Raw genomic sequence first — 21,898 nt, forward strand, 5'->3', positions numbered from 1 at the left:
GCCTGCTTTCTAGATCCTCGCGGCCCCCGCCTCCGTCCCCCCCCCGCCGGTGATCGGCCTCGGCCTCAGCCGGGGCCGATCCGCGTCCGAGCATGCCGAATGGCCGGTCACCTGAGATTCAGGACGGCACGATTCAGCGTGGCCACGGCCACGTCGCCGCAGCGGCCGGAAACCGCCGCAGATACTCGGCGTCGAGTTCGGCGAGCCGGGTCTGCAACATGGCCCGGTCCCGCGGTATGACACGCAGGTTCACGACGCTGCCGACCGCGTGGGCATGGGCGAGCTCGACGCGCAGTGCCGCATCGTCGAGGTCTGCGGCAGACCGCAACGTCGGCGGCCGCAGGGCCAAGGCTGTCGTCATGCCTGCTGCTCGATTCTTCCGGGGGTGAGCACCCGATCGCACTTCCCCGTCTCGCGCCGGCTGAAACCTCCGCCGACCCCACCTGGTGACAAACGTGCCGGCATCGGCGTGCCGCCGCCGTAGTCTTCCCCGGTGTCCACCGTCATCTTCCACACCGAGCGGTTGTCGGTCCGGCCGTTCGAGCCCGCCGACGCCGTCGCGGCCTTCGCGATGTGGGCAGACCCCGAGGTCTGCCGTTTCACCGGCGACGAGCCGCCCCGCGACATCGAGGTCATCGTCGCCGACATCCCACGCTGGCAGGCGGTTGCCGAGCGCGGCCCGGGCTGCGGGTTCTGGGCCGTCACGACGCACGACGGGGTGTTCGTCGGCGACGTCTACGTGCGCCCGGCCGGCGGCCCCGCCGGGGACCACGAGGTCGGCTGGCACCTCGCCCGGCCCTGTTGGGGGCGTGGCTATGCGACCGAGCTCGCGATCGGGGCGATGGCCCATGCCCGGCGCGGCGGCATCGAGCGGCTGGTGGCGCTCATCCACCCGGACCACGCGGCCTCACGGCGGGTCGCCGAGAAGGCCGGCATGAGCTTCGAGGGGCTGTCGGACCGCTATGACCCTGACGACCCGCCTGTGGCGGTGTTCGCCGCACCGCCGGCTGCCGCCGCGGGATCCTGACGGCCTGCCGCTCTTGGGTTTCGGCGCGGACAGGGGTGCGCTCGGCAGGAGGAGCGGCCGTACCGCCGTCGGCGCCTGACCGGTCGCCGTCGGCTCTTGCCATCGAGCCAGGCTGATAAACCTGTTTGACCACAGAATCATCCGAAAGAGGGTCCACGATCGTAATATGCCGATGGCACCCTTTTCGGATGACTGGATTTCTGAGCCGCGTGCAGCGGCGCGGTCTGTGGATCGCGTTCTTGCTGATGGCAGCCTATGCGCCGTTCACAGCCTGGCTGACTGACGACGCCACGTGGTTCCTGAGCATCGTCGTCGCGGGTCTGGTCGCCACGGTCCTGATCGCCGACGACGTCGAGCGCCACTCCCGCCGCGCCAGGCGCGACTGACCCGGCCAACACGACGCCGGGGCCGGGACGTCGCCGTCCCGGCCCCGGCGTCGATCCGGATGTGCCCTACACCGCGCTGCGACCGCGGACACCGGCGAGCAGCGCCACACCCAGCGCGGCCAGGCCCACCTGGAACACCAGCTCGATCCAGTCGATGCCGTCGGTGACAGCCACGCCCACGGCCTGCGCGAGCGCGGTGCCGATGAGCGCGGCGACGATGCCCACGACGATGGTCAGCCAGATCGGCAGGCTCTGCCGACCGGGCACGACCAGCCGGCCGAGCGCACCGACGATCAGACCCACGATGAGAGCCGAGATGATTCCGGCGACAGTCATGACCCCTCCTTCGCGCGTGACTTCTGCTGCCGCCCATCTGCCCGGAAGCGCGGCACGGCAAACCAATGCGCCAACGGCCTATGACTCTCGCCCGCCGGTCGGGGGGCGGTCAGCCACGAACAGGCCGCCCGCGTGGTGGCGGGCGGCCCGTTCGGATCCTCAGGCGACCTTGCGGCGGTAGACCCGCATCGCGAACGCGTAGGCGATCACGAGGATGGCTGCGCACCAGCCGAGCGCGATCCAGATGTCGGTGCCGACCGGCTGCTGGTCGAACAGCGCCCGGATCGCGTTGACGATCGAGGTGACCGGCTGGTTCTCGGCGAAGGCCCGCACCGGACCCGGCATCGTGGCGGTGGGCACGAACGCCGAGCTGATGAAGGGCAGGAAGATCAGCGGGTACGAGAACGCGGTGGCTCCGTCCGTCGAGGACGCCGCCAGTCCCGCGATCATCGCCAGCCACGTCAGGGCGAGGGTGAACAGGGCCAGGATCGCGGCCACGGCCAGCCATTCCAGCACCCCTGCCGAGGTGCGGAAGCCCATGAGCAGACCGACGGCGATGATGACGACCACGGAGATGGCATTCGACACCAGCGAGGTCAGCACGTGGCCCCACAGGACCGCCGAGCGTGCGATCGGCATCGAGTGGAAGCGTTCGAAGATGCCGCTCTGCATGTCGTTGAACAGCCGGAAGCCGGTGTAGGAGATGCCGCTGGAGATCGCGATGAGCAGGATGCCGGGCATCAGGTAGTTGGTGTAGTTGCCGGAGCCGGTCTGGATGGCGCCGCCGAACACGAAACGGAACAGCAGCATGAACGCGATCGGCATGATCGTGACGGTGATGATGGTGTCCATGCTGCGGGTCACGTGCCGGATGGACCGCCCGAGCATCACTCCGGTGTTGCTGAGCACGTGCGCGCTCATACCCGCGCCTCCTTGTTTCCGATGATGGCGAGGAAGATCTCCTCCAGGGTGGGCTGGCGTTCGACGAGTTCGGCCTTCGCGGCGGGCAGCAGCCCGCGCAGTTCGGCCAGGGTGCCGGACACGATGATCGTGCCCTGGTGCAGGATCGCGATCCGGTCGGCCAGCTTTTCGGCCTCCTCCAGGTACTGGGTGGTCAGCAGCACGGTGACGCCGCTGTCGGCCAGGGCCTGGATCTCCTTCCACACCTCCAGGCGGGCCTCGGGGTCCAGGCCGGTGGTCGGCTCGTCGAGGAAGATGACCGGTGGGTCGCCGATGAGGCTCATGGCGATGTCGAGGCGGCGGCGCATGCCGCCGGAGTAGGTCGCCACCCGCCGGGCCGCGGCGTCGGTGAGGTCGAAGCGCGCCAGCAGGTCGTCGGCGACCTGGCCGGGGTTTTTCACCTGGCGCAGCTTGGCGACCATGATGAGGTTCTCCCGGCCGGTGAGGATCTCATCGACCGCGGCGAACTGGCCGGTCAGGCTGATCGACTCACGGACCCGCCCGGCCTGGGCCACCACGTCGAACCCGGCCACGCTGGCGGTGCCGGCGTCCGGTTTGAGCAGCGTGGACAGGATACGCACGACCGTGGTCTTACCGGCGCCGTTGGAACCCAGCAACGCGAAGATACTGCCCGGTGCGACGCTGAAGTCCACACCTTTGAGGACCTCGAGCTTGCCGTACGACTTGCGCAATCCCTTGACCTGGATCGCGGGGGGTGGGGTCTGCATGGGGGGTGCCTCTTCTTATTCGACGATGACGTTGGCGGGGGTGAAACCGAAGCCCTTGAGGGCGGCGTAGGTCAGCTTGTCCATGCGGGCACCGTCGAAGTTCACGGTGCGCAGGGCCTTGTAGTACTTCTTGGTCCAGCCGCCGCGGAACGAGCAGTCGCGCAGGATCGCCCCGCGCAGCGAGACGCCCTCCAGCGCGGCCTGGTCGAACTTCACGCCGGTGAAGGTCTCCTGCTCGAAGCTGAGGCCACGCAGGTCCGACTGGGTGAAGTCGACGCCGGTGAAGGTGCAGCGCGCGAAGACCGTGCGCCGCAGGTCGGTCTGCCGGAACGCGACGTCGGTGAGCGCGGCGTCTTCGAACCGGACTTCGTACAGGCCCGACATGCTGAAGTCGGTGCGCACCAGGCGCGCCCGGCGGAACGTGGAGCCCTTCAGCTCAGCCGTGGTCAGGACCGCGTCGGTGAGGTTGGCGCCGTCGAAGTTGATGTCCTTCATGTCGCTGCTCTTGAACTTCGAGCCGGCCAGGTCCGCGTTGGAGAAGTCCGAGCCGCGCAGCGCGCTCGCGCCGAACCGTCCTTCCCGTGCCGATACGCCCGCGAAGTCGCTGCCCTCCAGAGCGCTGGCGTCGAAGCGGGTCACGACCTGCCGCTCCAGCGTCCGCGAAAGGTTCGTCACCTCCTGCACCGTCTCCTCGATGTCGCCGATGCTGTCGACGGTCAGCTCGAACGCGGTCGCCTCGTCCTTGCCTTCGGCGCGCAGCTCGCGGTATCGCTCCTGCAGGTCCGCCAGCAGGTCGGCCTTGAGTTCGCTGACGCTTCTGGTGCCTTCGTAGGGTGCGAAGACGCCCTCGAGGTACTGGCTGAGCTTGTCGGTCATGGTCGTCTCCCCCTACAGCAGCGTGTCGAGCACACGCTTGGCGTACTCCCACGTGGTCTTGTTGTGCGCGTATGTGGCGCGGCCCTTTTCGGTGATCTTGAAGTACTTGCGGCGGCCGCCCTGGGACTCGTCGCCCCAGTACCACGTGATGTCGCCGTCGGCCTCGAGGCGCCGGACGCTGGAGTACATCGTGGCTTCCTTCAGTTCGTACTCGCCCTGCGAGCGCTCGGCGATCAGCTTGACGATCTCGTAGCCGTAGCGGTCTGCCTCCGTCAGCAGCCGCAAGATCATCGTGTCCGTGTTGCCCCTCAGCAGGTCAGACGTGACCTTGCTTGTGCTCATACCTCACCTCCTGGGTTACACCGTAGGTCCCACTACTGTGGCTGTCAAGGTAGTTGGGTAGTCGTGGTAAGTTGGCGAGCATGACAGTGAGGCGGAGGCGCCTCAGACCGTGGAGAAACGCCGAAAGGTCAGCACCATGCAGAGCCCGCTCAGCCCGGACGACATCGCACTGCAGATCGAGCAGGCCGCCGAGACAGGTGATCTTGGACTGTTGCGGCGCCTGGCGGCCGCGGGCAGCACCGACGCACTCGACCAGCTGGTCGAGTCGGCAACGGAGCAGGAGGATTTCGACGAACTGCGGCGCTTGGCGGCGGCCGGCAACCGGGACGCCGCGGACATCCTGGCTGAGCTCAGGAGCGAGACCGACGACTGAGGAAGCGATCGGCGGGGCGACTGGCCGACCAGCGGCCGGTGCGGGCGCGCGCAGCCCGCGGGGACGCTACTCGCAGAAGATCTGGACCTTGGCGTCGGCCGAGTCGATGTCGACGGTGAGCTCGTCGAGGTGCTCGATCAGCTCCTCGATGTGCTGGGGTTTGAGCTGGGTCAGGTCGATGTCCACACCGGACCGGTGCAACTCCGCGTTGGCCCTGGTGAGCGCCTGCGGCGGGACGAGGCTCGTCAGCCGCACCCCTGCCCGCAGCAGTTGCAGCGGGACCCTGATGTTGATGCGGGAGGTCCCGTCACCGCCGAAGGCCTCACCTGCCCAGTCGCCGGCGCCTTCCTCCGACACCACCACCACACGCAGGTACTTAGGTCGTGGCTTCGTCCTTGAACCGGCCTCCGGCGGAGACGGGGACCGGTCTCGGCCGAGGGCGTCGATCAGCCGCTCGGCCTCCTCGGCGGTGATCTTGCCCTCCGCGAGCATCTGCAGGACCTGGCGTCGCTGCTCGTTCATCGTTGCTCCTCCCTCTGACTCATCTGACGTTCACCAGCACGGCCGTGCGGCCCTGTTCGATCTCGAACCGGGTGCCGGGCAGCGCCCACACCAACCGCCCCGCACCGCGCAGCGCGCCCAGCGGGCTCACCCCGAAGACGACGCATGCGACCAGCCCGCCCAGCACGGCCGGCAGCAGCAGCGGCGACAGGACCAGCAGCGCCGGCAGGACCGGGACGTGCACCCGACGCCAGCGGCCGTCGCCAGGGCGCCAGCCGACCGTCACCAGCCGCGGGATCATCGGGACCGCCCCAGCTCCACCAGCGCCTCCTCGACGCCGATCTCCCCACGCCGCAGGCGGTCGAGGACGTCGGCGCTGGGCGGCGCGGGGTCGGCATCGACGAAGTCGAGCTGCTCGGCGATCCGGTTCAGCCGGGACTTGATCGTCGGGTAGCTCACCCCGAAGATCCGCTCCATCTCCTTGATGGAGCCGTGCGACCGCATGAACGCGGCGACGAAGACCTGGTCCTCGACGCTGAGCCGAGCCAGCTGCGGCGGCTCGAACTGCCCCTCGATGGCGACGCCACTGCCGAGGCGGACCCGCTCGACCACGAACGGCTGCCCACGCGTCAGGTCCGTCAACTCCTGCCAGTCCACGTTCTGCCCCCTGCCCTCATGTCTTCGCCATTAAGTTTTACCTTGATTTTCTCAATGAGTCAAAGCCCATGTCTTAACTTTTTTGAGTTCGATCTTCAATTTGGTACGGCGCAGGTCTCTTCCGCCGCTCGGCGGTCAGCGCCCGACCGGCACCATCACCTTCGAGCTGTACTCGATGCGACCGCAGGCCGGTCTTCGCCCGCTGTCGACATACGGGGCAACGGCAACGCGAGGGTCAGCACCAGCTGCGACGACCCTGACTAGCGGGTGGTCGTCAAGAACGGATGCCCGTGAAGACGCGGACACCGCGATGTCACCGACGGATCACCAGGTCGACCACGGGCCGGTAGCTGTCTGCGCGTTCTCGCACCGGCATACCCGCGCGGCGGCAGCCCTCGTTCGTCGCGATCCGATACATCAGCGCGCGGATCAGCAGCTGGTCCCATGCCGGACGGTCGGCCCAGCGCGCCACCAGGGCCGCCGGTGCGCCGTGCCAGGTCAGCGCGTCCACCACAGCCACGGCCAGCGCCCACGCCGCCGGCCGGTAGTAGACCGGCCAGTCGATCACCGCCGGGGCCAGGTCGTCGGCGAACATCACGTTGCCCAGCAGGTCCCCATGGACAGCCTGGGCCGGCAGATCGACGGCCCGCCGCGCCAGAGCCAGCGGTTCCAGCAGTTCCGCCATCACCTCGCCGCCCTGGAGCGGCAGCTCCTCCCAGGCGATCCGATCGCCGTAGGTCCACGGATCGTCGCGCGCGTCCAGAAAGGACGGTCGAGCCAAGCCTGCCAGCGCCTCGTGGAAGGCCTCGCCTGCGGCGAGCACCTCGTCCCAACGCCGAGCATCGGGACTACCGGGCGTCAGCCACCAGGCCTGCCACCCGTACGCCACCCAGGCGCCGTCGGCCGCCCGCACCGGCCTGGCGACCCGAAACCGCGCAGTGTCTCTGACCTGGGAAGACACCTCTGCCACCCAGGCTGCCTCGGCCACCAGCCCGCTGGGCTTGAGAACGATCCCGCCCGATCGCCAGGTACGCCCCTGACCGCCGGGCAGAGAAACCGCCTTCTCGCGGGCGCCGAACGCCGCCAGGACCTCCAGTGAGGGAGACTCGCGAACCATCGCGGCAATGTACTCCGGCATCCGACGGTCGCCCAGGCACCTGAGCCGACTGGCCACGGCTCGGCCGTGGCCGGTTTATCCTGGACATCCGGAGAAATCCGCGCCGCCGCAGCGGCACGGACCCTGGGAACGAAGATGATCTGGACAGCCGGTTTCCGCACCGCAGTGATCAGTCCCTACGGCCGGCTCCACTTCAACGAGCCCCGTGGCTTCGCCGACCAGACCGTTCGGCAGGTGCTGCACATGCCCGGCGGCGGTGAGGCCTTCCGCGTACGCCTGACCAACTGCTACGGCCGCACTCCATTGACCATCGGCGCCGCGACGGCGGCGGTTGATCACCGGCAGGCCGCGCTGACCTTCGACGGTGCCGAGCAGCTTGTCATCGCGGCGGGCGAAGAAGCCGTCACCGACCCGGTCGATCAGCCCATTGCCGCCGGCGATGACCTGGTCGTCAGCCTCTATCTCCCCGAGCGGACCGAGCCGGCCACCTACTCCCACAAGCCGGCGCAAGTCGCGCGGACAGTGGGCGGGAATCGCGTCACGGCCGCCGAACTGCCCGGGGCCGAGCAGGTGGAATCCAGGTTCTACCTCTCAGGTGTCGACGTGCTCGCTCCCGAGGACACCGCGGTCGCGGTGGCCTTCGGCGATTCCTGGTTCGAAGGCGTCGGCACCACGACCGGCACGAACCACCGCTCCGTCGACTTCCTCAACCAGCGCCTCAAGCGCGGGTGGGTGGTCAACCAGGGAATCGCGGGCAACCGCCTCCTGCGCGACGAGGTCGGTGAACATGCGCTGGCCCGCTTCGACCGCGACGTCCTGTCGATACCCGCCCTGACCCACGTCCTGGTGCACTTCGGCATCAACGACCTCGTCCTTCCCGGCATGCTGAACGAACCCGTCCCCGACGCCGACGCCATCGTCGAAGGCTTCACCGCGTTGGCCGACCGCGCCCACCGCGCGGGCCTGAAGATCCTCGGCGCGACCATAGGCCCCTTCGCGGCCGCCGAGATCAGCACGCCGGAGGGCCTTGCCGTCCGGCGCGAGGTGAACGAATGGATCAGTACGACCAGCGTCTTCGACGCCGTCGTCGACGTGGCCCGAGCCGTCGCCGACCCGCAGTCCCCCGACTACATCCGACCGGCCTGGGACAGCGGCGACGGCATGCACCTGAACGACCCGGGCGCCGAGGCCATGGCCGACGCCGTCAACCTGGACGACCTCGTGCTCCAACGCGCATGACCCCGCCGGTACGCCCAGAGCGGCCCCCCACCTGAGATCGAATCCGCGTATGCTCCCGGCGGTCGACGCAGGACGGTGCGGATGGGATCAGACGTGACCAGCAGGCGGGCCGTATCCATGGCGATCGGCATCATCGTGGCGGCGGCCTTGACCGCAGGCTGCACCGGCACGCCGCCGACCCCGCCCACGGCGAGCGCCTCGCCCTCGGCCGCCCCGGCGGGCGTCGACCAGCTCACCGCCGCCGTCGACGGCCTACGGAAGGGCACCGCGTCCTACACCGCGGCCATGAGCGGCGACCTGGCCATCACCGGCACCGGTCGATTCGACGGCGTCTCCGGCGACATCTCCTCCACCACCACTGTCGTCGTGGCCGGGAAGGAGAACAGCGTCGAGCTGATCCGCATCGGCAACGCCCGGCTGTCACGGCTGCTGGTGCCGGTGGGGCATCCCGTCGTGCTCGCTTCTTCGGGCGAGGCGCTGGAGCTGCCCGTCGTGCACATCGCTGACCCACTCCCAGCCGGGCTTGGCTGATGGGCCGACCCGCGGGTCGGTGGGATCGCGGCCGTCGCGCAAGGCGAGCACGTACGCCCGGTCCTGGTCGATCCGTGCGCGCAGCTGGTCGGCTCCGCCGACTGACCCATGGCCGGGGATGACGACATCGACCTGGCCGGCCACGCCGTCGAGCAGCCGGAGCGCGGTGAGGTAGTCCTCGATCGGGTCGGCGGTGCTCCAGTCGAGCATCGGGATCAAGACGTCAGAGACCATGTCCCCGGCGACGAGAACCCCGCGTTCCTCGATGAGCAGCGCCGCATGGCCCGGTGCATGCGCCTGATGTTCGATGATCCGCGCTTGCGGGCCGTCCCATGGCATCCGCTCCGTCCCGGCGGGCAGGGCGGTGATGAGGCCGTACAGGTCCAGCGGGACGTGGTCGGCGATGCCCGTCGGTTCCAGGTGGGCGGTTATCTCGGCCTTCGCTGCCGGGCCGGACAGTTGGTCCTGGACGGTGGCCGCGCAGCGGGCCGTACCGTAACGAGGGGCCGCGCCGAGCCGGGCGTGCCAGAGCAGGTGGTCCCAGTCCGGATGCGTCGAGAAGCCTGCCACCACGGCCTGGCCCAAGTGGGACAGGTCGTCGGCGAGGCAGGCCATCTCGCGGTCCTGCACCCCGGGGTCGATCAGCAGCACGCCGTCGCGACCCTGCACGACGATGGCGTTGCTCTGGACGAACTCGCTCTCGTGGACCAGCACACCGTCTGCGATCTTCCTCAGCACGAGCTTGCCTCCTTGGCATCCCCGGATGGCTCACCGGTTGCCGGCCACCGCCAGGTGCCCTTTCCGGCTAGGCAGAGCCTGCCACGAACTGGGCGAACGCAAACCTTGCCATTAATGTGAGGGTTAAGCCGGTTCACAAGGGAAAGGCAGGGCGTCGGTGAAGATCGGAGACTTGGCGGCGAGGACGGGAGTCGCACCCCGGCTGCTGCGCTACTACGAGCAGGTCGGCATCCTGCACCCGGTGCGGTCGAGCAACGGCTACCGGGCGTACGGGGAGCCGGCCGTCGAACGCGTACTGCAGATCCGCGAGCTACTCGACGTCGGCCTGACGACCGACATGATCCGCGAGGTACTGCCGTGCCTGGGGGTCGAACCGCAGCCGCGCGAGTGCCCGCCCGCCAAGGACCTGGACGGGCTACGAGGCCAACTCGTCAACATCGAGAAGCGCATCGACGTGCTCCAGCGCAACCACCAGGCGATCAAGAAGTTTCTGAACGCCTGGGAGGGAGCCGACACCACGGCGTGACAGCCTCGGCCGGAGTGACGGTCATCACCGGCAATCGGGGTGGACTATGACACTAGTGTCAATCTTTAGCTTTGGCTGGGTACGGCAAACCAGCTGAAAGCATAAGGAGACCACCATGTCCAACACCTTGACAGGTCGGACTGCGCTCGTGACCGGCGGGTCGCGGGGCATCGGCGCGGGGATTGCCCGCGAACTGGCACGCGAGGGCGCGAATGTTGTCATCACCTACCGGAAGTCGCGTGAGCAGGCCGAAGAGGTCGTCGCCGAACTGGCCGCCCTCGGCGCGAAGGCGCTCGCCGTGCAGGCGGACCAGTCCGTTCCCCAGGAGGCGTCCACCGCTGTCGAACAGGCTGCCGAGTTCCTGGGCGGCCGGATCGACGTGCTGGTGAACTCCGCCGGCGTCGCCGTCATGGGCACCGCCGACCAACAGGACCCGGACCTGCTCGACGCGGTCCAGCAGATGATGGCCACGAACGTGATGGGGACCGTCGTCACCACGCACTCCGCGGCGAAGTATCTGCCCGAAGGCGGACGCGTCATCCTGGTGGGAAGCAGCGTCGCCCTGCGCATCCCCACCGCCGGCGCCGCCGAATACGCGGCCAGCAAGGCGGCGCTCGACCAGCTCGGGCGTGGGTGGGCGCGCGACTTCGGCCCGCGCGGCATCACCGTCAACGTCGTGCAGCCCGCAGCGGTGGACACCGACATGAACCCGGCGAACGGGCCGTACGCCGCCACCCAGGCGGCCATGACGGCCCTCGGGCACTACGGCACCGCCGACGACGTCGCCAAGGCGGTCGTCTTCTTCGCCGGCGAGAACGCGGCGTTCATCACGGGCTCGCTGCTGACCGTCGACGGCGGCTGGAGCATCTGACCCCCGCGATCTGCCCACCGATAGTCGAAGAAGCTCGCTGGCGTTGATCGCCAGCGAGCTTCTGACCTGCCTTCGGCGGCAGCCGCTAATGGCCCGCCGACGGCCCGAGGGCCGCGGTTGCCGCGCGTGGCGCCGAGGGGCGCCACTGACTACCCGCGCTAGATGGCGAACCCGCCGTCGACGTCGATGGTCGAGCCGGTGACGTATCGGCTGTCCGCACGGGCGAGGAAGGCGACCGCCGCCGCGATGTCGGCCGGTGCGCCGTACTGCCCGAGAGCGGTGAAACCCCTGATCGTGTCGGCGTAGGGGCCGTCGGCTGGATTCGCATCGGTGTCAGTCGGACCGGGATTGATCAGGTTTACGGTGATACCGCGCGGCCCCAGGTCACGGCCCAGCCCCTTGGTGAGACCGGTCAAGGCCGTCTTGCTCATCGAGTACAGGCAGTGGCCCGGAAACGCCGCACGCCGACCCATGTTGCTGCCGATGTTGATGATCCGACCGCCGTCGACCATGTGCCGGACTGCGGCCTTCGCCGCGACGAACGGCGCGCGGACGTTGACAGCGACAGTGCGGTCGAACTCCGCCGGTCCGAGATCCTCGATCGGCGCAACGAGGTAGACCCCGGCGTTGTTGACAAGGATGTCGAGCCGCCCGAACTCACCGGCGACCTCGTCCACCGCCGCGGTGAGCGCGGCAGCATCGCCACTGTCGGCACGGACGGCCAACGCGCGGCGTCCGGCAGCCTTGATCTGCTCGACCACCTGTGCCGCGCGATCGGCATTCTGCTGGTAGGTCAGCGCCACATCAGCGCCGTCCTCGGCAAGGCGCAAAGCGATCGCCGCGCCGATGCCTCGGCTACCACCCGTAATCAGCGCTACTTTTCCGTCAAGAACTCTGCTCATGACGCCAAGCGTGATCCACTCGACGTCGCGAGTCTGGCGGGAATCCGATCTCGCATTTCCGGCCACCGCCCAGGTCTTCGGGGGAGACCCGCCCGCACGGTCATCCGACGGCACGCGTGGACTGCTGGCGCGCTGTCGGATGACCGTGGAGCCCGACGGCCCCGGTCAAGGTCGCCGTGTCAGTCGTCAGGCTCCACGACGAACCACCAGCCGCCGCTGACGTGGACCTGCCGCCTGACGCCGAGTCCTGTCTGCGTCCGCTCCTCGGCTGGGGCGTCGGGCGGGGTGTCGGGAACGTAGGAGTAGTACCAGTTCCACCGCCAGGAGTCTTCGCGGAGATGGAACGACGTGCCCGGTCCCCAGCGGCCGTTGTCGATCCGGTCCACGTCCACGCCCGAGGTCTCGATCGCATCGTTTACCTGGGCAAACGCCGCCTCGCTCGCGGTGTCGAACGGCAGCTCGGGGTCGTCGGGGTTCGCGCAATCGGAGTTGCGGTCCCGGAACGCTCCGTGCGACCAGGTGAACACGCGGCACGCTGGACGACCCCATGCCGCCGGCTCGTCCAGGTACGACGTGAGCCCCAAGTGCTCGGCCACCGGCAGCACCTGAAGCTCCAGGGCCGCGATGTCGTGCAGCATCCGCTCGCGCGGGTACACGGGTGGGTCGCCCTGGTCCGGGAGCGAATCGGCGCCGTATCCGAAGGGCATGGCCAAGGTGCCGATGCCGGGCAGCTCGATCGGGCCGACCGCGGTGAGTCCGACGAGGGCGGCCACCACCGTGGCCACGCCGCCGAGCGCCCGCCGGCGTCGGCTGCGGCCCAAAGCGCGCCGGGCGGCGGCGAGGGTGTGCCCGGCGTCGGGACCGGTCTTCGGGTAGCCCGGGGCGTCGGCCCGCAGGCGGGCGACCACGTCATCGTCACCGGGTAGCTGGACGCTCATTGCAGATCCCCTTCCGCGAAGATCTCGCGCAGTCGCGCGATGCCCCGCGCGTGGTGGGACTTGACGGTGCCGACCGAGATCTCCAGTTCGTGGGCGACCTCGGTCTCGGTGAGGTCGAGCAGGTGCCGCAGCACCACGACCCGCCGCTGCGCCAGCGGCAGCCGGGCCAGAGCCTGGACCACGGCGTTACGGGCGACCACGGTGCCCGTGTGGTCGGGTCCGGCCTGATCGGGCAGCGTGACCGGGTCGACGAGGACTTCGCGACGCGTGCGCCGCCACCCGTCGATGCGCAGGTTGACCAGCACGCGACGGGCGTATGCCTGCGGATCGCCGTTGCGCGCCGCACGCCAGGAGCGATACGTGCGCTCGTAGGTGGCCTGGACGAGTTCCTCGGCCCGGATCGGGTCACCACACAGCAGCACCGCAGTGCGCAACAGGTAGCGGCCGGACGCGACCACGAACTCCAGGAACTCCTGGTCACGCGTGCCCGCTTCCCCGGGCCGGGGGCGGGCGCCCGCCGACTCGTCAACCGTCGCGGGCACCACGGGGCCGACGGCAGATGGTTCGCTGTCCATGCTCACGCTAGCCACCACGTGGAAGCATCGTCGAAGGTTGTCACGGGGCGAAGATGCGGTCGGCGCGGACCTTCGCCGTCGCGGCCGATTTTGCCCCACGGTGTCGTCCCCGGCACCTAGACTCCCGCGACGTGACGTCAACCCCATCCCCGATCGAGGCGGCCTTCGCCCTGCTGCAGCAGGGCCGCGTGGTCGAAGCCGAAGAACTCATGGCGCGCGAGCTGCAGGCGGTCACCGCGCAGCATGGTCACGGCAGCCAGGCCTGGGCCTCGGCCCAGTGCGACCTCGGCAACGTGCTGCTGAACGCCGACCAGCTCGACCGTGCGATCGAGTGCTACCGCAACGCGGTCACCGCCTCAGCGGACGACCCGCAGTTCCGCAAGGACCACCTGACGTACCGGCTCAACCTGGGCCAGGCCCTGCGGATGGCCGGACGGCTCGACGAGTCCGAAGCCGAACTCCGCCGCGGCGCGCAGGACCGCATGGCCTTCTACGGCCGGGAGCATCCCGGGTACGCGTTCGGCCTCGAATCGCTGGCCGACGTGCTGCTCCAGCGCGGTGACCTGCGGCAGGCCCGGCAGGTCGTCGAGGAGACGCTCGACAACTTCTGGCGCAACGGCCATCCGCACGTCGCGCAAGCGCTGGCGCTGCGTGCCGAGGTCGTGGCGGCCGAAGCGACCGGGGAGCCGCTGTTCCCCCCGATGGACCAACTGCCGGACGCGCTCGTCGAGCAGGTGGCGCGGTCCGTACTGGACCGCCACGGCCAGGGCGACCCGGCGACTGTCCTGAACGCCCTGGTCACCGTACTGGAGGCGCGACTCGGCCCGGATCACCAGGCGACCCTCAATGCGCTGTCCATGCTCGCCAACAGCGGGCGCGACCGCGGCGACCAAGCCGGGCGCGTCGACGCGATCCAGCGGGTCCTCGCCTCCTACGACCGTCAGGGCCTGGCCGAGCAGGCGCTCATGGCGGCGCTCGGGCTGGCGATGGCGCAGAGCGAGGTGGGCGACGAGGACGGCGCGCTGCACACGTACGCGTCGGCGTACACCCGGGCCGAGCGCATCGGCACTCCGGAGCTGGCGAGCCAGGTGCTGCGCAACTGGGGTCTCGCCCTGCGCGAGGCCGGGCAGGCACACCTGGCCGAGCAGCGGCTGGGTGAGGCGGTGGCACAGGCCCGCCGGGGCGGTGACGGTGAGACGCTCGGCCGGGCGGACGTGGCCCTCGGCCTGTTCCTCCAGCACGAGGGACGCCTGGAGCAGGCACGAACGGTTCTGGAGGAGGGACTGTCCGTCCTGGACCCCGTGCACCCGGACGCGATGATCGGCCGCAGCCATCTCGGCGCGGTGCTGGACGGGCGCACCTGCGGCTGCGGCGACATGGAGTCCACGATCACGGACGCGTTCCGCGACTTCGTCGCCGGCAGACTGCCGGCCGACCTGCTCGCCCGCCTGGACGTCGCGATCGTGGACGGCGATTTCAAGATCGATGTGGCGCTACGCCGCGAGCCGACCCAGGACGAACTCGAACGCCTCAACGGCGCCGTCCAGTCCGCCCACGCAGAATTCCGCCGCCGCCTGACGAGCCGTCGAGGCTGACCCCGACCTGACAGTTTCGGGGAAACTGCCGGAATTCATACCGCCGTAACCGCAGTTTCCCCGAAACTGACCCAGCGCCGGGCGACGTACCGCGGGACGTCACCTGCCGGTCAGGTGGTCGGCCGGATGATGCGGCACCGCCGTGGACCACGTGGAGACCGATGATGGGCTGGACGAGTTTCGGTCCGGAACATCGGCGTCAAGATCGGGCGTTTGCTGCTAGCATCTCGTTCGAACATATGTTCGAACGAGATGGGCCGTCGCGGTGCTCGGACGGTCCGATTCGCGTCGAAGGGCGGTCGGGGCGTGGGACGCCTATGGGCAGGCAGCATCCGGCGCGGCGAGCTGCCGCTCCGCGTTCGCGACAATCAGGTGTTATACGTGGTGCGCCGGGACTGGCGTCATCCGGAGACCCACGAGTTCATCCTGCCGCGGCTGACCGAAGCCGAGGCGATACGAGCCGCTTTCGCCGACTTCCGGTACTGGCGGCGCGGCCCGATGCGCCCGCGGCTGAGCGTGGTGCAGATCAGCGCGAACGATCTCCGCATACACCGCCGGCGTCACGACTGCATGGCCCCTGACTGCCCACGGTGACCGCTGATCCTGACGGCTCTTCCCGCCTGAAGAAGCGCGCTCCGCGTTCAAGCCGCCGCGGCGCAGCTCTCTGACCCGGTGTGACGCACCACTGAGGTAGGGCCCGTGCCTGTATGTCAGGCGAGTAGCGGCTCCCCGCACTGCTAAATGGGAGGCGGGCGGGAGACCAGGGCAGGTACGTTTCCGGGCGTGAGCAGGATCCTGTCAGTCAACCTGGCGGTGCCGGCCCGCAACCCCGCCACGGGCGTGGGACTGACAGGCATCTGCAAGCGGCCGGTCGATCACCTGGTCACCGTGCGGGCACCGGGGCCGATGGCGACGGGGTTGCACAGTGGCCTGGTCGGAGACCAGATCTTCGACATCGACCACCACGGCGGCGACGACCGGGCCGTTTACGCGTACGCGCGCGAGGACTACGACTGGTGGCAGGCGAGGCTGAGCCGCCGGCTGGCCAACGGGATCTTCGGTGAGAACCTGACGACCGAGGGCGTCGACGTCAACGGCGCGGTCATCGGCGAGCGGTGGCGTGTCGGTCCTCGGCTGGTCCTGCAGCCGGTGTTCGGCCGTACCCCGGGCGTCACGTTCCAGCGCATGATGGGTGAGCCACGCTGGGCGAGGACGTTCGCCCGATCGGTCCGCCCGGGCGCATACCTGCGGGTGCTGGAGCAGGGCGAGGTGTGGGCCGGCGATCCGGTCACCGTCGAGGACCGTCCGGCGCACGGGGTGACGATCGCGCAGGCTTTCCGGGCGTGCGTTATCGACCCGGAACTGCTGCCCGAACTACTGGAGATAGACGGGCTGCCTGACGATCTGCGCGAGACCCTTGCGAATCGGCTTCCCCGGCGGCGGTAACCGAGAGGCATCACGCCTGGAACCGACCGATCCCGCAGGGCGCCGGTCAACCGCGGCCGAGAGCGACGGCGCCCGGGCCGCCGCCGAACGCCAGATCATCGAGCGGGTACGGGCGCGGCTGCGCACCTCCGGCGACGACTGACCCAGCGCCGGGCGGTCACTCCGCGCGCTCCCAGCGGCCGGTGCCCGCTATCCAGACGCCGAGCCGTGCCCCGTCCTGCGTCTGGAAGGGCTTGCCCTGGTTGTCGATGATCAGCGGAGGGCCGAGCTGGCCCTTGTACGCCCAGTCGATGGCGAGCCGCCACGAGATCAGGCAGCCGCAGATGTCTTCGGGACGTGCTGCGGGCCCGAACCCGGCCTTGATCTGCAGCTGGCCGATGTCGTCGTCGGACGTGGTGAACGGGAAGTCGTGCCCGGCGACCGCGGTGATCTGCCCTGCCTGCGGCGGATCAAGAATAATCTTGAAGCTGCCCTTGTCCGGCTCGCCGCACCCGAGTTGGGTGACGATCACCGGACCGGCGATCCCCGGCGACTTCTGGACGTCGACCAGGCGGATGCCGATCAGGTTGACCGCGCTGTTCTCCCTGCCCTGGATCACCAGCTTGAAGTTCGTCTCGCCGTAGTCGACGCCGCCGTTCTGATGCGCCCAGGTCTCGTCCATCTCCGTGATCTTCGACGGCTGCGGGACCGTACCGATGTCCTGCGGAAAGACCCACTTGCCCTTGCCGCCGCAGCCGGGAATGGCCGCACCGTTGTCGACGTGGTTCTGGTCGTAGACCAGGGAGACGCCGAACGGCACCTCGTCGGGATTCGCCGTTGCACCAGGCGAGGGCGGTCCGACCGGCTTCGCCGACGTCGGCGCCGGAACGCCGGTCGGGGGGCCGGTCGTCGGCTCACCGGTGACCGGGAACAGCCAGGCGAGCGCGGCCAGCAGCAGGGTCAGCACGCCACCGACCGCCGCCCACCAGGGTGCTTTGTACAGCTCCGCGATCCTGCGCCACCGTGACCTGCGAGCCGGGCCGTCGCCCGGCGACTCCTGCTCGCCGGTCGCGGGTGCCGGATCGGCCGGATCGGCCGCGGACGCTCCCTCGGGCGGATCGGGCAGGTCGCGGTCAGCACTCACGGCGCGGCTCCTCCTGGACGACAGCCATCGGACTGACAGCCTGGTCTTTCGCAACGTAGCAATGTGGAGGGTGAGGCAGATCCGTCGGACGTATCGGATCAGTCGTCCTCTTCGATTGCTTGCCGCCTCGATCCGGTGGTTCGCCCGGTCTGCGCGGAGGCTTGCCATGGGCGGCGGCTCAGCACGGTGCCGCATGCCTCGGCGAGTTTGGCACGTCCGCGTCGGGGCTCAGCGGCCGAAGGCCAGGTAGTGCCGCCGCTGCTCGGGCTCCAGGTGCTCGATCGCCGCACGCAGCAGGACGCGCGGCGCCGTCGCGGCGTGCCGGTCGAGGTAGTCCAGCAGCCGGGCGCGGTCGGTCTTGCCGGCCTCGCGCAGCATGCCTCCGGTGGTCGAGGCGAGCATCAGATGGTCGTCGTCGGCCAGGATCTCGGCGAGCGCGAAGGTGTCGTCGACCTGCCCGTGGCGCAGAAAGTGCAGCGTGCAGAAGATCGCGATCCGGCGCTCCTGCGGCAGCGGCGACCGGGCCAGCCCGTAGAGCACGTCGCGGGGCTTGTCGCACAGGTGGCGGCCGACGACGTGGTGGGCGCTCACGTCCACCAGGTCCCAGGTCGCGATCCGGTCGGTGCGGCGCAGGTAGAGCTCGTACAACTCGCGCAGGCGGTCCGGTGTGGTCTGCTTGCGCTGCGCCTGGTGGCCCATGACGCTGACCGCGCCGACCCGCTCCTCGTGGGTCGCCCCGTCGAGGAGTTTCTCGATCTCGGTCGGCGGCAGGTGGGCGTACTCCTTGGCGAGTTTGAAGATCTCGCGCATGGGCATCGAGCCGTCCGCGGACCGCAACCCGCCGAGCCGCTCGCGGAATTCGGCCGCGGTGAGGTTCACAGCGAGTATGAGACCACGTCCTTCGTGTCCCCGGAGCCCGGACCCGTGGCCGCGGGAAGAAGTTCGCACCGGGCTCGGCTTTGGGAGCCGTCCGATGAGTGCGTACCGCGGCAGGGGCCGCTGGGCACCCTGATACCCGGAATCCGGGATTACGTCAGTGCCAACAGCGGCCGGCACGTCATCCACACCAGCGGATCAACCCCGTCCTGCCTGCAGCTACCAGACACGGCGACCGCGCAGCCACACGACCACGAGCGCCGCGACGACGGACATGACTGACACGACGCGGGCGTCACCGATCAGAGCAGGCGGACCGGAGATCGGTGGTCGTCGGCGGGTAGGTCCCCGTCGAGGACGACGGCCATGATCTCCATCCGGTCCAGATCGGCCCGCCCCGACAGGACCGTGGCGAACGCGGTGTCGGCGGCGTCACGCCCCGTGCTCACCCGGATCAGCGACGACCGCGGAGCCAACCGGGTCGCATCCCAGACCCGCCACTGGCCGCCGGTCGCCGTCTCGACCACGGCGTGGAAATCCATCGGACTCAGACCCGGGGCGTACACCCCCACCACCCGAGCCGGCACCTCGACCGCCCGGCACAGCGTCGCCACGAGGTGGGCGTAATCGCGGCACACCCCGCGCCCGTCGAGCAAGGTGTCCGCGGCGTCGGTGGTCGGCCCGCTGGCCGCCGGCGTGTACTGCAGATGCTCGAACACGTAGTCGCAGATCGCCCGCACCCTCTCCTCCGGATCGGCGTAGCCGCCGAACTCCCGTCGGGCGAAACCGGTCATCCGGTCCGCCGGGCAGTACCGGCTCGGCAGCAGCGCGGTCAGCAGCTCCCACTCGGTCGGCCGTTCGGGCTCACCGGGCCGATCGGCGACCACCGCCCGGTACGAGATCGACAGCTCACCCGGCACCGCCGCGAACACATGCCGCCGATTGCCGTCAGGTCCGAGGACCACCCGCACCTCGACCACCTGGTCACCGCCCAGGACCGACAACTCGTCGTCCACCGTCCGTCCGGGACGCAGCCCGACCCCCACCCCGAGCGCGAACTCGGCCGGCTCGACCACCGTGAACGTCAACGCGCAGCCGACCTCGGATCGCTGAACGTCCATCGTGTACGTCATCATGGTCCGCCTTCACCGCGCAGGGATGTCGAGGGCGACGACGCCGACGCGCCGGTCACCGGTGAGCCGACCGCTGGGAGCCCCGACGTAGCTTCCCGACGTCGGGGCCACATCGGTGTAGTCGCGCCCGACCGCCACAGTGACATACCCGCTGTGTGCGCGGCGACCGTGGCACGGGTCCAGGGCCAGCGCGCTCGCGGAGCCGTCCCGCGCGACGGGCACTTCCACCCAGGCATGCGTGCCGCCCTGCCCCAGCAGGTGTCCCGATACGTACCGGGCCGGCAGCCCGGCCAGCCGACACAGGGTGATCATGATGTGTGCGTAGTCCTGGCACACCCCGATGCCCCCGGCCAAGGCCTGCGCGGCGGTGGTCAGGACATTGGTCGTCCCGAAACCGTAGGACATGGTCGCATAGACGGCGGCACAGATCCGCTCGGCGACCTCGGCCGGTTCGCCACCCGCCCGGACCAGGTCCGCGGCCAGCTGACGCAGCCGGTCGTCGGGAGCGGTCAGCGGGGTGGGAGCGCGCAGGGCCGGATCGTGCAGCGCCGCGGCGGGCAGCGGGAGCCGGTCGCCCCGGACGCGCTCGACCACGGCGACGACCCGGAACTCGACCTCCCGCTCGACATGCGCCGCTGTCACCCGCACGACGGTGTTGCCGTGCGCATCCTGCCGGGTCCGATGCTCGGCCCGCGCGCCTGAGATCTCCAGGAAGTGGGCGCGCCGGTAGAGGTCCCCGTGCCGGGGACGCGGCACGATCACCAGCCGCTGCGACAGCGCACTGACCGGGGTGTCATAGGTGTAGCGGAACCGCTGCTCGATGCGGTACGTGATCCGCCGCGCCGACTCCAGGTCCAGGCCGTCATGGTCGAGCATCGGCGCGGACAGGCTCGACCGCCGGACGCCGGTCACCGTGGTTTCTCAGACTTGACCCGTGGCCGCCGCAGCTCCATGACATCAATCGTGCTGCCGCAATGTTTCGTCCACGCTATCGCCGCGCCGCGGTCACAGTCGCGCCCCGCGGACCGGTCGCCATTCCGACGCCGGCGGAGGAACACCGTCGAAGAAGCTCGCTAGCTTTGATCGCTAGCGAGCTTCTGACGTGCAAATATCGATGGACCATACCCAGCAGGATCCGAACCGCATGCCGGCAGTTCAGGGGCCGGTCGTGACCGCACCGGCCGTTCGGGCGCCCCGGGTGTGAGCCTTCATCGTCAGTCCTGGCCCTGGCCCTGGCCACGGCCGCTATACCGGTCAGTCGCGGATGATCTCCTTGATCCAGTGGGCGATGTTGTCCACCCGGGAGGTCCGCTCCTCCAACGCGTGCGGGCAGGACGGCCCGCCGCTTTCCACCGACACCAGAGTGGGCCGCCCGTTGCCGTGCTCCATGAAGTAGGGCGCACCGGAGTCGTACGGACAGGCGCTGGTGTCGGGTGCCGGTGCCAGGGCGGTCACGCCGACGCTGGGTTCCGTCACGGTGACGACAGTGACCTGACCGGTGCGCAGCTGCGGCGACGGCACGGGGTTGGAACTGGTGAGCGACCCGAAACCAGTGATCCGGAGGACGTCGCCGGCCCGCGGCGTCTTACGGTTCAGGGCCAGCGGCCGAATGTCTTTGATCGGGAAACTGAGCTTTGCCAGCGCCAGATCGGTGGTGGGAGACTGGCGCACGGCGATGATGGTGGCGACGTGGCCGATGTCGCTGGCCAGGTCCGCCCGCCCGATGGTGGCGGTGGTCAGGTCGGCGACCGGTCGCTCCACCCGGACGCCGTTGAAGTCTCGGAAGCAGTGTCCCGCGGTGACGATCCACTGTGGTGCGATGAGCGCACCGGAGCACGCACTGTTGCGGCGACCGCCGTCAGCCGTCGGTATCCCGGTCATGGTCAGTTTGACTGCGAACCGGAACTGGCCGTTGGGTACGACCTCGCTGTTCGCAACGGCGTATGCCGGGGCTGCCGTGACGATCCCGAGGCCGGCCGCGACGATCGTCGACGTGAGCAGCAGCCCGGCCCGACGAATGCGGTGCTTGAGTGTGACGTCCAAGAACTCGTCCTTTGCTCTGCGCGGGAGGGCCCGCGTCTGTCTGTCATCGGATGCCTCGA

29 protein-coding genes are annotated in these 21,898 nt (G+C 69.5%); 10 read left to right on the top strand and 19 right to left on the bottom strand.

Features of this window, described 5'->3' with window-relative positions; translation table 11 throughout:
- Positions 1-133: 133 nt before the first annotated feature.
- Entirely contained in the window at positions 134-361 is a 228-nt protein-coding gene (locus tag F9C41_RS12950) for a hypothetical protein (protein ID WP_155387041.1), read from the bottom strand.
- Between the two features lie 132 nt (positions 362-493).
- Between F9C41_RS12950 and F9C41_RS12955 the strand changes: the two genes are divergently transcribed.
- Positions 494-1,027, top strand: a complete 534-nt coding sequence (locus F9C41_RS12955; RefSeq protein WP_155387042.1) for a GNAT family N-acetyltransferase — start codon at positions 494-496, stop codon at positions 1,025-1,027.
- Positions 1,028-1,215: 188 nt separating this feature from the next.
- The gene (locus tag F9C41_RS12960; protein WP_155387043.1) at positions 1,216-1,413 is read left to right on the top strand and encodes a hypothetical protein; all 198 of its coding nucleotides are present in this window, start codon (positions 1,216-1,218) and stop codon (positions 1,411-1,413) included.
- 66 nt (positions 1,414-1,479) lie between these two features.
- Here the strand turns inward: F9C41_RS12960 and F9C41_RS12965 are convergent, their stop codons facing one another.
- From F9C41_RS12965 to F9C41_RS12985, 5 genes are all read right to left on the bottom strand, one after another.
- Positions 1,480-1,749 carry a GlsB/YeaQ/YmgE family stress response membrane protein gene (locus F9C41_RS12965; RefSeq protein WP_155387044.1) on the bottom strand — a complete coding sequence of 90 codons (270 nt, stop codon included), beginning with the start codon at positions 1,747-1,749 and terminating at the stop codon, positions 1,480-1,482.
- Between the two features lie 159 nt (positions 1,750-1,908).
- The gene (locus tag F9C41_RS12970; RefSeq protein ID WP_155384553.1) at positions 1,909-2,670 is read right to left on the bottom strand and encodes an ABC transporter permease; all 762 of its coding nucleotides are present in this window, start codon (positions 2,668-2,670) and stop codon (positions 1,909-1,911) included.
- Entirely contained in the window at positions 2,667-3,437 is a 771-nt protein-coding gene (locus F9C41_RS12975) for an ABC transporter ATP-binding protein (protein ID WP_155387045.1), read from the bottom strand. Before F9C41_RS12975 ends, F9C41_RS12970 begins: the two co-directional genes overlap by 4 nt.
- 15 nt (positions 3,438-3,452) lie before the next feature.
- Positions 3,453-4,313, bottom strand: coding sequence for a pentapeptide repeat-containing protein (locus tag F9C41_RS12980; protein WP_155387046.1), 861 nt, complete (start codon positions 4,311-4,313; stop codon positions 3,453-3,455).
- A 12-nt stretch (positions 4,314-4,325) separates the two neighbouring features.
- Entirely contained in the window at positions 4,326-4,655 is a 330-nt protein-coding gene (locus F9C41_RS12985; protein WP_155387047.1) for a PadR family transcriptional regulator, read from the bottom strand.
- A 136-nt stretch (positions 4,656-4,791) separates the two neighbouring features.
- On the opposite strand from F9C41_RS12985, the gene F9C41_RS12990 reads away from it, so the two are divergent.
- Positions 4,792-5,028, top strand: coding sequence for a hypothetical protein (locus tag F9C41_RS12990; RefSeq protein ID WP_155387048.1), 237 nt, complete (start codon positions 4,792-4,794; stop codon positions 5,026-5,028).
- 66 nt (positions 5,029-5,094) lie between these two features.
- On the opposite strand, the gene F9C41_RS12995 is transcribed toward F9C41_RS12990, so the two are convergent.
- The 4 genes from F9C41_RS12995 to F9C41_RS13010 all read right to left on the bottom strand — a co-directional run bounded on the left by F9C41_RS12995 (position 5,095) and on the right by F9C41_RS13010 (position 7,303).
- Complete coding sequence (locus tag F9C41_RS12995) at positions 5,095-5,550, bottom strand: SHOCT-like domain-containing protein (protein ID WP_155387049.1); 456 nt, start codon at positions 5,548-5,550, stop codon at positions 5,095-5,097.
- 19 nt (positions 5,551-5,569) lie between these two features.
- Positions 5,570-5,830 (bottom strand): hypothetical protein, encoded by a 261-nt coding sequence (locus F9C41_RS13000; RefSeq protein ID WP_155387050.1) that lies wholly within the window; start codon positions 5,828-5,830, stop codon positions 5,570-5,572.
- Positions 5,827-6,186, bottom strand: a complete 360-nt coding sequence (locus F9C41_RS13005) for a DUF2089 domain-containing protein (protein WP_155387051.1) — start codon at positions 6,184-6,186, stop codon at positions 5,827-5,829. Before F9C41_RS13005 ends, F9C41_RS13000 begins: the two co-directional genes overlap by 4 nt.
- A 313-nt stretch (positions 6,187-6,499) precedes the next feature.
- Entirely contained in the window at positions 6,500-7,303 is an 804-nt protein-coding gene (locus F9C41_RS13010; RefSeq protein ID WP_155387052.1) for a TIGR02569 family protein, read from the bottom strand.
- A gap of 66 nt (positions 7,304-7,369) precedes the next feature.
- Here F9C41_RS13010 and F9C41_RS13015 point away from each other — a divergent pair, with 66 nt between their 5' ends.
- Positions 7,370-8,542 carry a GDSL-type esterase/lipase family protein gene (locus tag F9C41_RS13015; RefSeq protein WP_230689549.1) on the top strand — a complete coding sequence of 391 codons (1,173 nt, stop codon included), beginning with the start codon at positions 7,370-7,372 and terminating at the stop codon, positions 8,540-8,542.
- A gap of 93 nt (positions 8,543-8,635) precedes the next feature.
- Complete coding sequence (locus tag F9C41_RS13020; RefSeq protein WP_155387053.1) at positions 8,636-9,073, top strand: hypothetical protein; 438 nt, start codon at positions 8,636-8,638, stop codon at positions 9,071-9,073.
- On the opposite strand, the gene F9C41_RS13025 is transcribed toward F9C41_RS13020, so the two are convergent.
- Positions 8,963-9,811, bottom strand: a complete 849-nt coding sequence (locus F9C41_RS13025) for an MBL fold metallo-hydrolase (RefSeq protein ID WP_155387054.1) — start codon at positions 9,809-9,811, stop codon at positions 8,963-8,965. The two genes, F9C41_RS13020 and F9C41_RS13025, sit on opposite strands and share 111 nt — an antisense overlap.
- A 157-nt stretch (positions 9,812-9,968) precedes the next feature.
- Between F9C41_RS13025 and F9C41_RS13030 the strand changes: the two genes are divergently transcribed.
- Both F9C41_RS13030 and F9C41_RS13035 read left to right on the top strand, forming a co-directional pair.
- Positions 9,969-10,337, top strand: a complete 369-nt coding sequence (locus tag F9C41_RS13030) for a MerR family transcriptional regulator (RefSeq protein WP_155387055.1) — start codon at positions 9,969-9,971, stop codon at positions 10,335-10,337.
- A gap of 115 nt (positions 10,338-10,452) precedes the next feature.
- Positions 10,453-11,208 (top strand): SDR family NAD(P)-dependent oxidoreductase, encoded by a 756-nt coding sequence (locus F9C41_RS13035; protein ID WP_155387056.1) that lies wholly within the window; start codon positions 10,453-10,455, stop codon positions 11,206-11,208.
- A gap of 158 nt (positions 11,209-11,366) precedes the next feature.
- Here the strand turns inward: F9C41_RS13035 and F9C41_RS13040 are convergent, their stop codons facing one another.
- The 3 genes from F9C41_RS13040 to F9C41_RS13050 form a co-directional block, all read right to left on the bottom strand.
- Positions 11,367-12,110, bottom strand: a complete 744-nt coding sequence (locus tag F9C41_RS13040) for an SDR family NAD(P)-dependent oxidoreductase (RefSeq protein ID WP_155387057.1) — start codon at positions 12,108-12,110, stop codon at positions 11,367-11,369.
- Positions 12,111-12,289: 179 nt separating this feature from the next.
- Positions 12,290-13,048 (bottom strand): hypothetical protein, encoded by a 759-nt coding sequence (locus tag F9C41_RS13045; protein ID WP_155387058.1) that lies wholly within the window; start codon positions 13,046-13,048, stop codon positions 12,290-12,292.
- On the bottom strand, positions 13,045-13,623 hold the full coding sequence (locus tag F9C41_RS13050; RefSeq protein WP_155387482.1) for a SigE family RNA polymerase sigma factor: 579 nt from the start codon (positions 13,621-13,623) through the stop codon (positions 13,045-13,047). Before F9C41_RS13050 ends, F9C41_RS13045 begins: the two co-directional genes overlap by 4 nt.
- Positions 13,624-13,754: 131 nt before the next feature.
- On the opposite strand from F9C41_RS13050, the gene F9C41_RS41765 reads away from it, so the two are divergent.
- The 3 genes from F9C41_RS41765 to F9C41_RS13065 all read left to right on the top strand — a co-directional run bounded on the left by F9C41_RS41765 (position 13,755) and on the right by F9C41_RS13065 (position 16,664).
- Positions 13,755-15,218, top strand: a complete 1,464-nt coding sequence (locus F9C41_RS41765) for a tetratricopeptide repeat protein (protein WP_196279742.1) — start codon at positions 13,755-13,757, stop codon at positions 15,216-15,218.
- Between the two features lie 381 nt (positions 15,219-15,599).
- Positions 15,600-15,812 carry a hypothetical protein gene (locus F9C41_RS13060; RefSeq protein WP_155387060.1) on the top strand — a complete coding sequence of 71 codons (213 nt, stop codon included), beginning with the start codon at positions 15,600-15,602 and terminating at the stop codon, positions 15,810-15,812.
- Positions 15,813-16,001: 189 nt separating this feature from the next.
- Positions 16,002-16,664 (top strand): MOSC domain-containing protein, encoded by a 663-nt coding sequence (locus F9C41_RS13065; protein ID WP_155387061.1) that lies wholly within the window; start codon positions 16,002-16,004, stop codon positions 16,662-16,664.
- A gap of 157 nt (positions 16,665-16,821) precedes the next feature.
- Here F9C41_RS13065 and F9C41_RS13070 read toward each other — a convergent pair whose 3' ends face one another.
- From F9C41_RS13070 to F9C41_RS13090, 5 genes are all read right to left on the bottom strand, one after another.
- Positions 16,822-17,787 (bottom strand): hypothetical protein, encoded by a 966-nt coding sequence (locus tag F9C41_RS13070; RefSeq protein ID WP_155387062.1) that lies wholly within the window; start codon positions 17,785-17,787, stop codon positions 16,822-16,824.
- A 228-nt stretch (positions 17,788-18,015) separates the two neighbouring features.
- Positions 18,016-18,666 carry a DNA alkylation repair protein gene (locus F9C41_RS13075; protein WP_407924697.1) on the bottom strand — a complete coding sequence of 217 codons (651 nt, stop codon included), beginning with the start codon at positions 18,664-18,666 and terminating at the stop codon, positions 18,016-18,018.
- 299 nt (positions 18,667-18,965) lie between these two features.
- Positions 18,966-19,784, bottom strand: a complete 819-nt coding sequence (locus tag F9C41_RS13080; RefSeq protein ID WP_196279743.1) for a transglutaminase-like domain-containing protein — start codon at positions 19,782-19,784, stop codon at positions 18,966-18,968.
- 24 nt (positions 19,785-19,808) lie between these two features.
- On the bottom strand, positions 19,809-20,708 hold the full coding sequence (locus F9C41_RS13085; protein WP_230689550.1) for a transglutaminase family protein: 900 nt from the start codon (positions 20,706-20,708) through the stop codon (positions 19,809-19,811).
- A 342-nt stretch (positions 20,709-21,050) separates the two neighbouring features.
- Complete coding sequence (locus F9C41_RS13090; RefSeq protein ID WP_230689551.1) at positions 21,051-21,839, bottom strand: S1 family peptidase; 789 nt, start codon at positions 21,837-21,839, stop codon at positions 21,051-21,053.
- Positions 21,840-21,898: the final 59 nt, after the last annotated feature.

It is taken from the genome of Catellatospora paridis (assembly GCF_009720365.1).
In the GTDB taxonomy this organism is placed as follows: domain Bacteria; phylum Actinomycetota; class Actinomycetes; order Mycobacteriales; family Micromonosporaceae; genus Catellatospora; species Catellatospora paridis.

Coding starts and splice junctions, on each gene's coding strand:
- F9C41_RS12950 (WP_155387041.1), bottom strand. CDS start 361: ATGACGACAGCCTTGGCCCTGCGGCCGCCGACGTTGCGGTCTGCCGCA.
- F9C41_RS12980 (WP_155387046.1), bottom strand. CDS start 4,313: ATGACCGACAAGCTCAGCCAGTACCTCGAGGGCGTCTTCGCACCCTAC.
- F9C41_RS13050 (WP_155387482.1), bottom strand. CDS start 13,623: ATGGACAGCGAACCATCTGCCGTCGGCCCCGTGGTGCCCGCGACGGTT.
- F9C41_RS12970 (WP_155384553.1), bottom strand. CDS start 2,670: ATGAGCGCGCACGTGCTCAGCAACACCGGAGTGATGCTCGGGCGGTCC.
- F9C41_RS13045 (WP_155387058.1), bottom strand. CDS start 13,048: ATGAGCGTCCAGCTACCCGGTGACGATGACGTGGTCGCCCGCCTGCGG.
- F9C41_RS13040 (WP_155387057.1), bottom strand. CDS start 12,110: ATGAGCAGAGTTCTTGACGGAAAAGTAGCGCTGATTACGGGTGGTAGC.
- F9C41_RS12965 (WP_155387044.1), bottom strand. CDS start 1,749: ATGACTGTCGCCGGAATCATCTCGGCTCTCATCGTGGGTCTGATCGTC.
- F9C41_RS13035 (WP_155387056.1), top strand. CDS start 10,453: ATGTCCAACACCTTGACAGGTCGGACTGCGCTCGTGACCGGCGGGTCG.
- F9C41_RS13080 (WP_196279743.1), bottom strand. CDS start 19,784: ATGGACGTTCAGCGATCCGAGGTCGGCTGCGCGTTGACGTTCACGGTG.
- F9C41_RS12995 (WP_155387049.1), bottom strand. CDS start 5,550: ATGAACGAGCAGCGACGCCAGGTCCTGCAGATGCTCGCGGAGGGCAAG.
- F9C41_RS12960 (WP_155387043.1), top strand. CDS start 1,216: ATGACTGGATTTCTGAGCCGCGTGCAGCGGCGCGGTCTGTGGATCGCG.
- F9C41_RS13000 (WP_155387050.1), bottom strand. CDS start 5,830: ATGATCCCGCGGCTGGTGACGGTCGGCTGGCGCCCTGGCGACGGCCGC.
- F9C41_RS12975 (WP_155387045.1), bottom strand. CDS start 3,437: ATGCAGACCCCACCCCCCGCGATCCAGGTCAAGGGATTGCGCAAGTCG.
- F9C41_RS12985 (WP_155387047.1), bottom strand. CDS start 4,655: ATGAGCACAAGCAAGGTCACGTCTGACCTGCTGAGGGGCAACACGGAC.
- F9C41_RS13010 (WP_155387052.1), bottom strand. CDS start 7,303: ATGGTTCGCGAGTCTCCCTCACTGGAGGTCCTGGCGGCGTTCGGCGCC.
- F9C41_RS12990 (WP_155387048.1), top strand. CDS start 4,792: ATGCAGAGCCCGCTCAGCCCGGACGACATCGCACTGCAGATCGAGCAG.